This is a genomic window from Desemzia incerta (genome assembly GCF_900115825.1).
GTDB classification, from domain to species: domain Bacteria; phylum Bacillota; class Bacilli; order Lactobacillales; family Carnobacteriaceae; genus Desemzia; species Desemzia incerta.
In genome coordinates this window covers 230854-244677 of record NZ_FOXW01000004.1, presented here as the reverse complement: position 1 = coordinate 244677, position 13824 = coordinate 230854, and the positions used below count along the sequence as shown (strand labels likewise).

12 protein-coding genes and 1 tRNA gene are annotated in these 13824 nt (G+C 36.0%); 11 read left to right on the top strand and 2 right to left on the bottom strand.

Annotation, left to right across the window (positions count from 1 at the left end; all coding sequences use genetic code 11):
- Window positions 1-100: 100 nt before the first annotated feature.
- The 6 genes from BM137_RS06820 (at window position 101) to BM137_RS06795 (ending at window position 7031) form a co-directional block, all read left to right on the top strand.
- Window positions 101-1393 (top strand): adenylosuccinate synthase, encoded by a 1293-nt coding sequence (locus tag BM137_RS06820; RefSeq protein ID WP_092480417.1) that lies wholly within the window; start codon window positions 101-103, stop codon window positions 1391-1393.
- A 157-nt stretch (window positions 1394-1550) separates the two neighbouring features.
- Window positions 1551-1958 (top strand): YhfM domain-containing protein, encoded by a 408-nt coding sequence (locus BM137_RS06815; protein ID WP_482156168.1) that lies wholly within the window; start codon window positions 1551-1553, stop codon window positions 1956-1958.
- 74 nt (window positions 1959-2032) lie between these two features.
- Window positions 2033-2105, top strand: a tRNA-Lys gene (locus tag BM137_RS06810).
- A 356-nt stretch (window positions 2106-2461) separates the two neighbouring features.
- Complete coding sequence (gene trkA, locus BM137_RS06805; RefSeq protein WP_092480415.1) at window positions 2462-3814, top strand: Trk system potassium transporter TrkA; 1353 nt, start codon at window positions 2462-2464, stop codon at window positions 3812-3814.
- 13 nt (window positions 3815-3827) lie between these two features.
- The gene (locus BM137_RS06800; protein ID WP_092480414.1) at window positions 3828-5279 is read left to right on the top strand and encodes a TrkH family potassium uptake protein; all 1452 of its coding nucleotides are present in this window, start codon (window positions 3828-3830) and stop codon (window positions 5277-5279) included.
- A gap of 288 nt (window positions 5280-5567) precedes the next feature.
- Window positions 5568-7031, top strand: a complete 1464-nt coding sequence (locus BM137_RS06795; RefSeq protein WP_092480413.1) for an alpha-amylase — start codon at window positions 5568-5570, stop codon at window positions 7029-7031.
- Between the two features lie 89 nt (window positions 7032-7120).
- On the opposite strand, the gene BM137_RS11390 is transcribed toward BM137_RS06795, so the two are convergent.
- On the bottom strand, window positions 7121-7585 hold the full coding sequence (locus tag BM137_RS11390) for a YtxH domain-containing protein (protein ID WP_092480412.1): 465 nt from the start codon (window positions 7583-7585) through the stop codon (window positions 7121-7123).
- A gap of 33 nt (window positions 7586-7618) precedes the next feature.
- Entirely contained in the window at window positions 7619-8050 is a 432-nt protein-coding gene (locus BM137_RS06785) for a hypothetical protein (RefSeq protein ID WP_092480411.1), read from the bottom strand.
- Window positions 8051-8349: 299 nt separating this feature from the next.
- Between BM137_RS06785 and BM137_RS06780 the strand changes: the two genes are divergently transcribed.
- From BM137_RS06780 to BM137_RS06760, 5 genes are all read left to right on the top strand, one after another.
- Window positions 8350-8871, top strand: coding sequence for a PTS sugar transporter subunit IIA (locus BM137_RS06780; RefSeq protein WP_092480410.1), 522 nt, complete (start codon window positions 8350-8352; stop codon window positions 8869-8871).
- A gap of 169 nt (window positions 8872-9040) precedes the next feature.
- Window positions 9041-9745, top strand: coding sequence for a response regulator YycF (gene yycF, locus BM137_RS06775; RefSeq protein ID WP_092480409.1), 705 nt, complete (start codon window positions 9041-9043; stop codon window positions 9743-9745).
- Window positions 9746-9748: 3 nt separating this feature from the next.
- Window positions 9749-11587 (top strand): cell wall metabolism sensor histidine kinase WalK, encoded by a 1839-nt coding sequence (walK, locus tag BM137_RS06770; protein WP_092480408.1) that lies wholly within the window; start codon window positions 9749-9751, stop codon window positions 11585-11587.
- Window positions 11584-12894, top strand: a complete 1311-nt coding sequence (locus BM137_RS06765) for a YycH family regulatory protein (RefSeq protein ID WP_092480407.1) — start codon at window positions 11584-11586, stop codon at window positions 12892-12894. The genes walK and BM137_RS06765 overlap by 4 nt, the downstream gene beginning before the upstream one ends.
- Entirely contained in the window at window positions 12884-13732 is an 849-nt protein-coding gene (locus tag BM137_RS06760) for a two-component system regulatory protein YycI (protein WP_092480406.1), read from the top strand. Before BM137_RS06765 ends, BM137_RS06760 begins: the two co-directional genes overlap by 11 nt.
- Window positions 13733-13824: the final 92 nt, after the last annotated feature.

Below are 13824 nucleotides of genomic sequence, written 5' to 3'. Positions count from 1 at the left end.
TTCAATAAAAAAGATATTAATATTCGTTTTTTTATTGAATAGTAGTCTCTTTCTTGGTACACTACTAAAGGATTTTTAAAAATATGAATGAGGTGTTTATATGTCTTCTGTAGTAGTGGTCGGTACGCAATGGGGCGATGAAGGTAAAGGAAAAATCACAGATTTTTTGAGTGAAAATGCTGAAGTAATTGCTCGTTATCAAGGTGGAGATAATGCAGGACACACCATTGTATTTGGTGGAGTAACATATAAACTTCATCTGATTCCTTCTGGAATTTTCTCTTCAAAAAAAATCAGCGTCATAGGGAACGGAGTAGTTGTAAATCCTAAAGCTCTGATTAAAGAATTGGCTTATTTGCATGAAAGAGGAATCAGTACAGACAATTTAAGGATATCAGATCGGGCTCATGTCATATTGCCTTATCACATTCAATTGGATCAATTGCAAGAAGAATCTAAAGGCGAAAACAAAATAGGGACTACCATTAAGGGAATTGGTCCAGCTTATATGGACAAAGTTTCTCGAGTAGGAATCCGTATTGCCGATTTACTAGATAAAGAATTATTTGAAGAACAATTGCGCAGAAACTTAGAAGAAAAAAATAGATTGTTTACTAAATTGTATGACTCAACAGAAATTGCTTTTGAAGATGTATTTGAAGAGTACTACCAATATGGTCAAGAAATCAAAAAATATGTGACAGATACTTCAGTGATTTTGAATGAAGCATTAGATGCTGGGAAAAATGTATTATTTGAAGGCGCGCAAGGGGTTATGTTGGATATCGATCAAGGAACTTATCCATTTGTGACTTCTTCTAATCCTGTAGCAGGCGGAGTTACTATAGGAAGCGGAGTTGGCCCGTCAAAAGTCAATAAAGTAGTTGGCGTATGTAAAGCTTATACGTCTCGTGTAGGAGACGGTCCTTTCCCTACTGAGCTGCATGATGAAATCGGCCAAAGAATTCGAGATATCGGAAAAGAGTACGGGACAACAACTGGACGTCCGCGTCGTGTTGGATGGTTTGATGCTGTTGTGATGCGTCATTCAAAACGTGTTTCAGGCATTACGAATCTGTCTTTGAATTCTATTGATGTGTTAAGCGGATTGGACACGGTTAAAATTTGTACAGCTTATGAGCGTAATGGAGAAAAAATCTTGCATTATCCAGCAAGCTTAAAAGAACTAGCAGAGTGCACACCAATTTATGAAGAGTTACCAGGCTGGAATGAAGATATTACTAACTGCCGTTCTTTAGAAGAATTGCCAGAAAATGCTCGTAATTATGTAAATCGTATCTCTGAGCTGGTCGGTGTTCGTATTTCTACTTTCTCAGTAGGACCTGGTCGAGAACAAACGAATATTTTAGAAGATATTTGGTCTGAAGGATAAGACAATAGGAATAAAAACAAGTTCTTTTATTAACGTTATTGATTATTGAATATTTTGATGTAAAATAAAATTACAGACGTGTTTTATTTAAGGTTGATTTACTAACAAGCTTCTCCTTAGTAAAGGGGTGTTGTTGTTAAAAATCACAAAATATTTGATGATCTGTATAGTGTTTTTTTCAATTTTTATGACAGGCTGTTCAAACGAAGCCAATTCTTCGGGAAATAAAATCATAGTGCAAAAGCGCGTGGGAGAAGAAGATCAATACGAGTTATTTAAAGAAATAACGGATAATGATGTCGTAAAAAAAGCAGCGGAGTTACTAGAAGATGTACGATGGAAAAATGGAGTCGTATTAATGACACAGCCTCCGCATTACAAATTTCAATTTGAAGACGATAATCAGTCGATTGGTTCGAATTATGATCTATGGATCAGTCCAAATAAGGACCAAGTTGAGCTTGTAATAGAAGAACAAGAAAAATATATTCAACTCAATAAGAATCAATCTGCTGAATTGTTTGAGTTCGTCACAGAATCTCAACTAATAAACAGCAATGAATAATTCCAGATTTAATGATAAAAAAAATTGCATCACAGTAAAAAAATGTGCTATAATTTTTTTACTGTGATACGAACGGGTTGTTAGCTCAGTTGGCAGAGCAGCTGACTCTTAATCAGCGGGTCGAGGGTTCGAGCCCCCCACAGCCCATATATTGGATAGCCAAATCCATGAGATAGTTATACGTTAATGCGAAAGCATGTAAAAACGTGTGCTATCTCTTTTTTTATTTTTAAAAGGTTATAAGATATAAGTTGATTCAATAGCTGCTGTTTTAGAGCTTAGTTATGCAGATCGAAAGTTGATAATAAGTACATATATAAAACTGATATTATTTCCCAGGAAATAATATTTCATAGAATCATTGTATTTTCTACTCATTCTGCTAGAATACATCTGTTGACCACTTTTTATTTTTTATTTGAATGAGTAATTATTTAACAGCACATACCATTACCAATTATTGTTGCAGTTATAATGCAATCATATTAGGAGGAAGAATACTTATGAATATTATCATTGCTGGAGGCGGAAAAGTTGGAGAAGTTTTATGCTCTGAACTTTCGTCTGAGGGGAATGACATTATATTGATGGAAAAAAATAGTAAAAGATTGAACGCCCTGATTAGCAAATATGATATAACAGGCATAGTTGGAAATGGAGCTAGTTATGATTTGCAAATGGAAGCCAATGTTCCAAAATGCGATATATTCATTGCGGTAACGTCACAAGATGAAATCAATATTATGTCGGCTACGATTGCTAAAAAATTAGGAGCCAAATATACGATTGCTCGAGTGAGAAATCCAGAATATACAAAGCATCTGGATTTCGTAAGAGAAAGCCTTGGAATTACAATGATGATTACTCCTGAACTAGAATCAGCAAAAGATATTATGAAAGTAATCAAATATCCTACTGCATTAAGTGTAGAATCATTTGCTAATAATCGAGTGAATATAGTAGAACTAAAGATTAAGGCAAATAGTCCTTTACGAGATATGAGTTTAAAGAATTTTAGAACACGTTATGGGAATATCTTAGTGGCTATTATTCAACGGGGCGATGAAGTGCTTATTCCTTCTGGAGATGATTTTCTAAGAGAAGGAGATCATATTTTTGTTGTCAGCTCATTAAAAGAGGTGAACAAGTTTTATAAGCTGATTGGAGACAATCGAGCTAAAATGAAATCAGTTTTGATTGTTGGCGGAGGACGTATCACGTACTATCTAATCAATATGTTAAAAGAGTATAAAATGGACATAAAAGTCATTGAAAATGATCCGGAAAAAGCGAGAGAGTTAAGTGATGTTTTTCCTGGCATTATGGTCATTCACGGAGATGGTACGGATCAAGAGTTTTTAGAAGAAGAACGTCTGGAAGCCTATGATGTATTTATCAGCTTAACAGGTGTTGATGAAGAAAACATCATTACATCCTTATACGCTTCTCAAAAAAATGTGAAGAAAATCGTGACGAAGGTGAATAGAACACTGTTGTTGAAAATATTTGGGACTATGGGACTGCAAACAGTTGTGACTCCAAAGAGAGTGATTGCTAATAGTATTTTACAATTTGTCCGTTCATTAACGAACACATCTGTTTCAAATGTAGAAGCTTTATTCAGATTAGCAGACAATCAAGTAGAGGCTCTCCAATTTAAAGTGAAAGAAACTAGTCGTGTCATAAATAAGCCGTTAGAAATTTTGCCAATAAAAAATCATTTGTTGATTGCGTATATCATTAGAGGGAAAAAATTGATCGTTCCAGGTGGACAAGACGTAATCAAACCAAATGATCATATTATTGTGATTACAAAAGAAAAAAAATATGATGATATAGACGATATTTTAAAATAAAGGAGCAGCACAATTGAATTTTAGCATGGTAAAATATACGATTGGGAGACTATTGCAAGTAGAAGCAATACTATTAGTCGCTCCATTGGTAGTCAGTTTGATTTATCGAGAAGAATGGAAATATCCGTTTAGTTTTTTATCTATTAGTTTACTGTTACTGACTATTGGTTATTTACTAAGCAGTAAAAAGCCGATTAAAAAGAACATGTTTGCTAAAGAAGGATTTATAATTGTTTCTTTATCATGGATCTTGCTATCATTTTTCGGTTCACTTCCGTTTGTGATAAACGGAGATATACCTAGATTGATTGATGCTTTTTTTGAAACCAGCAGCGGTTTTACAACTACTGGATCAAGCATTTTGACTGATGTAGAAGCCTTAGCTCAGTCTTCTTTATTTTGGAGGAGTTTTACTCATTTGATTGGTGGAATGGGAATATTAGTATTTGCTTTAGCAATATTGCCTCAAATAGAGTCTGAATCTGTACACATCATGAAAGCTGAGGTACCAGGACCAGTTTTTGGCAAGTTGGTTTCAAAACTCTCATCTTCAGCGCGTATTTTATATAAAATCTATTTGATTTTGACTGCTGTAGTAGTGATTTTGCTCCTTTTTGGAGGAATGAACTTTTTTGATGCCTTATTGCATGCCTTTGGCGCAGCTGGTACTGGAGGGTTTGGTATCAAAAATGGAAGTATTGCTTCTTACGATAGTGCGTATATAGATTATGTATTAAGTTTTTCAATGTTGATTTTCGGTGTGAATTTTAACTTATTTTACTTAGTGCTGATAGGGCAAATCAAAGAAGTGCTTAAAAGTGAAGAACTGAGATGGTACATAGGCATTGTTTTAGCAGCCGTAACGTTGATTTGCCTAAATCTTTTTTCTCATTATGATTCTTTTTGGAGAATGCTCCGTGATGCCTTTTTCTCTGTTTCATCCATTATCACTACTACTGGTTTTTCTACAGCTGATTTTGGCAGTTGGCCTGTCTTCTCTCAAACAGTTTTAATTATCTTGATGTTTTTTGGAGCAAGTGCTGGTTCTACAGCAGGAGGTTTAAAGATATCCAGAGTAGCTATTTTATGGAAAACAGCCGTTTCTGAATTCAAAAGAAACGCTAATCCTAATAGAATAGTGACGATTAAGTATGAAGGGAAGCCTTTAGATAAAGAAGTCAAACATAGTGTAACGAATTATTTCGTTATTTACATGATCATCTTTTTTGCTTTGTTACTGCTGATTAGTTTTGATGCACCTGACTTCACGTCTGCTTTTAGTGCAGTAGCTGCTACCTTCAATAATATTGGGCCTGGTCTGGGTACTGTCGGTCCATTAGCAAGTTTTGCACATGCTAGTGATTTTTCTAAACTGGTTTTATCATTTGCGATGATAGCAGGAAGGCTGGAAATCTTTCCAATCTTAATTTTGTTCAATCGAAATACATGGCGAAAACATATATAGGGTAATAGGAGCCGTACAAATGTTATCTAACCATGTTTCTTCAATTAAAGGCCGAACGAGAAAATAACATTCTCGTTCGGCCTTTTGTTTATAGATTTCTAGTATTGCTTTTCGTACTGTGTTCAAAAAGCAGATATTTGAATTATCATATGGAACTTTACTATTATTCCCAACTCCTTGGAGCTTTAAAATTGCTATTAAATCAACAAAGTCTTATGATTTAGTTATATTTGTTTTTTACAGTATTGATATTATAGATTCTATTGAATTTATTTAGGGGGAAGAACGATGGTTATGAATGGAACAATGATGCAATATTTTGAATGGTATATTGATGCTGACGGAAAACATTGGCAGCGTCTAAAAGAAGATGCGGCACATTTACACGACATTGGCATTACAGCTGTCTGGATTCCACCGGTATTTAAAGGGGTAACACATAACGATGAAGGTTACGGCATATATGACTTATATGATCTAGGTGAATTTGATCAAAAAGGCGGAATTCGTACGAAATACGGGACTAAACAAGAATTATTAGATGCCATAGAAGAACTTCATAAATATGGAATTCAAGTTTATGCAGACGTTGTATTGAACCATAAAGGCGGAGCAGACGAAACGGAACGTTTCATGGCAGTAGAGGTAGCTGAAGATGATCGAAACAAAGAAATATCCGAACCGTATGAAATTGAAGGATGGACAAAATTTACTTTCCCAGGACGCCAAGGAAAATATTCTGACTTTATATGGAACTATCATCACTTCAGCGGTATTGATTATGATCAGATAAACGATAAGAAAAGTATTTTTCGTATTGCGGAAGATGGTAAAAGTTGGGCGGATGATTCAGCAGTTGCTAATGAGTTTGGTAATTATGACTATTTGATGTTTGCAGATATCGATTATGATAATGCAGATGTGGTTAATGAGGTTAAAAATTGGGCCAGCTGGTTTATCAAAGAAACTGGAGTAGACGGGTTTAGATTAGATGCTGTAAAACACATCCATGCGGACTTCATTAATGATCTCGTATGTGGAATAAGAGAAGAATTCGGTGAAGACTTCTTTGTAGTAGCAGAGTATTGGGACCAAAAATATGGAAATTTGAAAGAATACTTAAATACCCTTGATGAAGATATCAGTTTATTTGACGTCTCATTGCACTATAAATTGTCTAATGCATCTAAAGAAGGCAACGCCTATGATTTGCGCCCATTATTTGACGAAACATTGATGCAAAAAAGACCCACTTCGGCAGTTACATTTGTTGATAACCATGATTCTCAACCGTCTCAAGCATTAGAATCTTATGTAGAGCCTTGGTTCAAACCACTAGCTTACAGTATTATTCTATTGAGAAAGTATGGATACCCTACAGTCTTTTATGGTGATTATTATGGATTGAAAGGTGAGAATCCAATTGACGGACAATCAGAGATATTGGATAAATTGATTTGTGTTAGAAAGAATTATGCTTATGGTGAACAAGTTGATTATATCGATCATGCTAATTGCATTGGCTGGACGAGATCGGGGGATGAAGATCACCCAGATGGATTAGCTGTTGTGCTATCTAATAGTGAAGAAGGCTTTAAAGAAATGTCCTTCGGTGAAGAGAGAGCTGGGGAAGTCTTTTATGATTACTTGGGACATCGTCAAGACGAAGTCACATTAGATGAGAACGGTGTAGGAATCTTTCCTGTAAATGCTGGCTCAGTTTCAGCATGGGTGAAAAAAGTAAACGAGTAATCTGTTTTTCAAAAATTTGAATCAGCAACAATAAAAGCCCTGTAAAACCATTAAGATTGGTTTTACAGGGCTTTTAATTGTTGAATATTTTATAAAGGATTATTTGGATTGTGCGGATCAAGCGGATCTACTGCAGGATGCTCAGCTGTTGGTAAAACATCTGGCTCTACAGGCGGTACCGGTAAATCTCCAGCTCCAGCAGGATCCGGATGAGTAAGTCCATTAGGCGGAGTCACTAAATCTGTTGGTTCAGGTGGCATAACGTCTGCTTTTTCTTGATGCGGATGATACAAATCATTTTCAATATCCGCAATCGTTTCGCTCAACTCAGGATCTGGATTTGCATAATCCATTTCTTCTCCTACTTCCTGATAGGTTTGTTTGAACTCATCAGCTAATTCATTTACTCTATCCATAGCTTTATCTTTTAAATCTAAGCCTTGTTCTTTTAAATCTTCTCTTAATTCTTTCCCTGATTTAGGGGCAAAAAGTAAAGCAGTTGCTGCTGCAGCTAATCCAACGATCAACGTTTTTCCCATATTGCTGTTTCCCATAATATGACCCTCTTTTCATTAATTAATTGTCTGTTATTTTTTACGACGTTTCTCAAACATGATTTGAGCAGTTTTTCCTGCTTTGACAAGAGCCGGGAAAGTTCGTTTAGTAGTTTTCCCTGGAGATGTCACAAATTGATTTTTTAATTCCGTTCCGGAAGTTTTTAAGTGATTGACTGAATCACTAAATTCCGAAGTTTTTGATGAAAATTCTTCGATATACTGTTGTTTATTTGTGACGTCTTGGATCATCGACTCAGCACGAGTTTGGATATTGGTGACTTTTGTATTGATTGCATTTATATCATTGTTGAATCGATCAACTGTCTGGTTGACATCCAATACGACAGTATTTACTTCATCCATTAAACTGCTGATTCGTTTTTTCATTATCAACCCGCCAACAACAAGACCGACAATAGCTAATACGACAATAGCTATGGCAATATAAAATCCAATAGACATAGTTGAAATTGACCTCCTATCAGTATATTTTGAACATATTATGAACGCAAGTTGGCTTAAAATCAAGCAAACCACTTACGCTTACTTTGATAACGTTGTTTCTAAATGAGAAAACCCTTTATTCTAAGATTAGTCTATCATTTATCTGAAATTTCTCCAAACAAAAACAGTTGTGCAAATGTGAATACAGTGACGATACCGTGAGAAAAAAATAGGAAAAGTGTAGTAATAACCCTTTATTTGTTTTACAATACAAAAAGATAAGGCAAATAGAATAGAGATAGTTGGAGGAAAATAAGTTGGCGCAAGCAAACAATTCAAATCATGTTGACGATCAACAAAAGTGGGACAGGTTCCAGCTTGTAACTGTTGCTGATGGAGAAATTATTCGCTTGGAAGAAGTTCCAGATCCTGTTTTTTCAGAAAAAATGGTAGGTGAAGGATTTGCTGTCATTCCGACATCAGAATACGTTGTGGCTCCTGTCAGCGGCGTATTATATCAAGTTGCAGACACTTTACATGCCTATGTGATCGAAACAGATGAAAGCGTTGAAGTCTTAGTACACATTGGTATCAATACGATCAGTCTGCAAGGAAAAGGATTCCAATCTGATTTAAAAAAAGGGATGCATGTTACTAAAGGAGACGTACTGGCTACGTTTAGTCGAGCGTACTTTGAAGAAAAAGACATTCCATTAGTTATACCAGTAGTAGTTATAAAAGGTATGGATGACGAGACTACAGTAAAAATGGATTACACAAAAGATGGTATTGCAGGAGAGACTGTAGCCATGTGTGTATCTAGAGAAGAACAAAACTAGATGCTCAAATGAAAGCTGCACCTGATAAAGTGGTGCGGCCTTTTTAGCCATATTGGCGTATGAAAAGATTGTTACCCCTTTTTGCACTTCTTTTCTAGATTATGTATAATGAAAGTTAGGAAAATGCGTTTTATATAGATAATTACTCGTATATCGAGGAGGGCAGAAGATGAAAAAAATATTGGTTGTAGACGATGAGAAACCAATCTCAGATATTATTAAATTTAATTTAACTAAAGAAGGTTATGATGTTTATACTGCTTATGACGGAGAAGAAGCCGTTGAAAAAGCAGAAGAAATTGTTCCAGATTTAATTGTATTAGATTTAATGTTGCCAAAAATGGATGGCTTGGAAGTTTGTAGAGAAGTACGCAAAAACCATGACATGCCGATCATTATGGTAACAGCAAAAGATGCTGAAATCGATAAGGTATTAGGGCTTGAACTTGGAGCTGATGACTACGTAACGAAACCTTTTTCAAATCGAGAGCTAGTGGCGCGTGTCAAAGCCAACTTGAGAAGACAGCACACAAGAGCACCTCAAGTTGAAGAAGAAGTTTCAAATGATATCGAAGTAGGAGCGTTAGTGATTCACCCTGATGCATATATTGTGTCAAAACGCGGAGAAACGATTGAGTTGACACACCGTGAGTTTGAATTGCTGCATTATCTAGCTAATCATTTAGGACAAGTGATGACTAGAGAGCATTTACTGCAAACTGTGTGGGGCTACGATTATTTTGGAGACGTTCGTACAGTCGATGTAACAGTTAGACGATTAAGAGAAAAAATAGAAGACAAACCAAGTCACCCAACATGGTTAATTACCAGACGTGGTGTCGGTTATTATTTGAGAAACCCTGAACAGGAGTAGCTAATGAAAAAAAGAATTCAATTTTTCCAGTCTATCAATTTTAAAATTGTGCTTATTTTTATTCTTCTGTTGACAATAACGCTAGAGATCATAGGCGCTAACTTTGTAACACAATTAGAAAATCAATTAGTAGACAATTTTAAAGAAGATCGTCGGATCCAAGTTGATTTCTTAGAAAACACCTTGCAGCCTATTCTTTTAGATGAGGAAAATAAAGATAAAGAAGCCAGTATTGCTAATTTATTGAGAGATTTTTCCGGAAGCGGGGTCATTGAAGTACAAGTTATTGACCCTGAATACTATATCATCGGCACAAGCGACAATACGCAACAATCATTGATTGGGAGAAAATCCACAGATCCGGATATTCACCAATCTTTATTGCTTGGGAATAATGTGACCAGCCAATACTTAGATCCTTTAACCAACGACCGCAGATGGAAGTTGGTTTCTCCTATTTATATAGGAGGTTCTAAAGATATTTTAGGGGTCATTATGTTGGAGACGAATATTGAAACGATTTATGAGCAAGTAAATGAAATCAGTATTATTTTCATCAATTCTGCCTTGATTGCAATTGCTTTAGTGATCATACTGACTCAGTTTGTTTCGCGTGCCATTACTAAACCCATCTCAGAGATGAAACAGCAGACGATTCAAATTGCTGAAGGAGATTATTCTGGGCAATTAAAAGTTCATGGGGAAGATGAGTTAGGGCAATTGTCTAGTGCGATCAATGAATTGTCTACTAGAGTGGAAGAAGCGCAGGAAACGACAGAAGCTGAACGGCGAAGACTGAACAGTGTTCTTTCTCATATGACAGATGGCGTTATTGCAACGGATCGCCGCGGTAAAGTGGTGATCATCAACGAAAAAGCACAAGAAATGTTAAATATTTCCCAGGAAATAGCGTTAGGACAATCTATAACAGAAGTATTGAATAACGAAATGACTTTGAGACAATTATTAGAAGTAGAAGAAGAAATTTTATTTGATTTTTCGACAAACGAAACGCCGTTGATTCTGCGTGGAGGTTTTTCTTTGATTCAGAGAGAGTCTGGATTTATTAGTGGTCTCGTTTGTGTGTTGCATGATGTAACCGAACAAGAAAAAATCGAACGAGAACGAAAAGAGTTTGTTTCCAATGTATCGCATGAATTGCGTACGCCGTTGACAAGTATGCGAAGTTATCTAGAAGCATTGAGCGATGGTGCTTGGAGAGATGAAGAGATCGCTCCTCAGTTCTTAAAAGTGACTCAAGAAGAAACAAATCGTATGATTCGAATGGTTCAAGATTTATTAGATCTATCCAGAATGGATTCAGGAAAAGCTAATCTGCAATTGGAAGTAATCAATTTAAATGAGCTGTTCCATCATGTATTAGATCGCTTTGAAATGATGCTTAATACGACAACAGACAATCCAGTAAAAGATTATACGATTGTAAGAGAAATTACAAAGCAAGACATATGGGTAGAAGCAGATGCTGATAAAATCATGCAAGTGTTGGATAATATTCTAAATAATGCATTCAAATATTCTCCAGACGGCGGAGTAATCACGTGTCGTTTAGTAAAAACACACAATAATGTCGTGCTAAGTATTTCAGATCAAGGGATGGGGATTCCGAAAAAAGATTTGACCCATGTATTTGACCGATTCTTCCGAGTAGACAAAGCAAGAGCTCGATCTATGGGTGGAACTGGTTTAGGATTAGCAATATCAAAAGAAGTCATCCAGCATCATGGCGGAAAAATTTGGGCAGACAGCATTGAAGGAAAAGGGACCACATTCTACATTTCACTCCCTTATGTTCCTTATGAAGAAGGTGATTGGGAATGAATTGGGCGTTAATCAGAAAAATTACACTAACTGTTTTAATCATGCTCAGTTTGTTTTTAACAGTTCTTATATGGAGAAATCCAGGAGGATATGTTGTGCAAACAGATACTCCTGAGACTTCTGTTATTTCTTCCGTTACGTTTGATCGACAGTTATCTTCAGTATTTGGTCCAACAGAAGTGGTTTATCATACGAATCAATCTAGTCTGTTAACCAAAGATTCAAAGGTTCTAGGGAATATGTTCTCTGTTTTTCAAGAGTGGGAAGTAACGGATATAGCTGACCCGATTACGTTGAACGGAGACAATTATATAGAATCCGTTACTGAGTCCAGAGCTGTTGAACTTATTTTTTCTAACAGTATCCCTTTTGGAGTGTATCAAGAAACGTTTTCTTTTTTACCTCGAGAATATGAGAATCGGACGTTTAACAGAATGTATATTCCGATAGATAATCCGCAAAGTGTTTATTTCTACAATACTCATTCCATGTTGTTTTATGAGGCTGAAGCGTCCAATATAGATCTTGATTTGTTAACACAAGTATTGAATGATGACAAAGTCGAATATTTACAGGCTGAGTCTGTCTCTTTGAAAGAACACATTGTGTATCTTCCAGTAGAACCATTTGAAATGCCGGTATTGAATTATTTAGTGGAAGAACAACCAAATAGCTTGTTTATTGAGCGATTATTTGAAGATACATCAGAAATCCAAACGGTGATCAATGATGAGCTATCTCGTTATTACGACTATTTCAGTGAATTAAGTATTAATAACGATAAAGATATGCTGACGTATACGCGTCCTTCTGTAACGAATGAAGGGGTTAGTTTGACGACTACAGTACTGAATAGTTTCAACAAGTTGATTCGATACGAGCATTGGCCAAATGAAGTGTATTACTACGGGTATTCTTCCGTAACTACTGAAGTGGAGTTTCGACGATATATTAAAGGATATCCTATATTCGGAGAACCGGATTATGGTGGTACATTTATAACAGTCGCAGACAATAATGTGACCAGTTTAGAAATGCCGACAATTGTTGCTCAAACGCCCATATCAGATGATCATTCAGATGAAAAAATGTATTCCTCGCAAAACATAGAAGAAGTTTTAGCTAATGCTGGACACGACTTGGAAACTGTTGATGATATCAAAGTAGGTTATATATGGAATTACAGCAGTGAATCCAATCGTGTTGTGACCCTGGTACCAAGTTGGTATGTTGAGATCAATGGAAATTGGATGAGCTTGCAGTCAGTAGTAAACGAAGACAAAGGAGGTGCGGATGATGGATTTTAAAAAAATCGAAATCATCTTTATCGTGACCTTTCTTGTCTTGAACGGATACTTGTTGTATCGTGTGTTGGATAATTACGAAAATGGTTTTACTGGCAATGCAGCGACTCAAATCAATTTGGTCCAAGAAATGAAAGATGAAAACATTGAATTGCCTGAATTTGAAGATGAAGAACATGATGTTCCTTACGTTCAAGCTGCAGCCAATAATTTATTGGAAGAAAACGCGGAACAATTAACGAAACAAACTGGTGTCATTGAAGATAATGGGTCTTTGTATGCTAGTATTTTGTCGGATCCGATTCAATTGTCAGAAGGTGAAGAGCTGACAACGAAAGATATTGCGACTCTGTCAGAATTCGTTTTGAGTGATGCGATCTTGTTTGGAGATGAGTACCAATTTATACGGTATGTTCCTTCCACTCGCCAAATCATTTATGGGCAAGTAGCGAACAACATTCCAATCGTTGACGGAACATCAAATATCATCTTCCACTTAAATGGCAAAAAAGAGATCATTTCTTATGAACAAACCTATGCTGGTCCAGTTACTGTCCAAGGACAAAGCAGAAAATTGATTACCGACCAAGATGCAGTGGAGATTCTTTACCAAAACAGTGAAGTGCCTTCAGGAGCTAAAGTACGCAAGCCGTTATTGATTTATAACAGAACGTTGAGTTTGGAAGACCTGAGTATGTATGTTCCTGTTTGGTTGGTAGAAGTGGTGACTAGTACAGATACCATCATTAAGAAAGTAGATGCTGTAAACGGGAATGTGATTCAAGAGGCAACGAATGAAACGCCTATTCAACCAAATGAAGAAAGCAGTTCAAAAGAGTAAAAAATAGTGCTGGAGTTGTGTTTACATTTATTCTTATTCTTGCTAGAGTGAGGATAAATGTAAATGCCAGTAGTTATTGAGGTAAATACGAA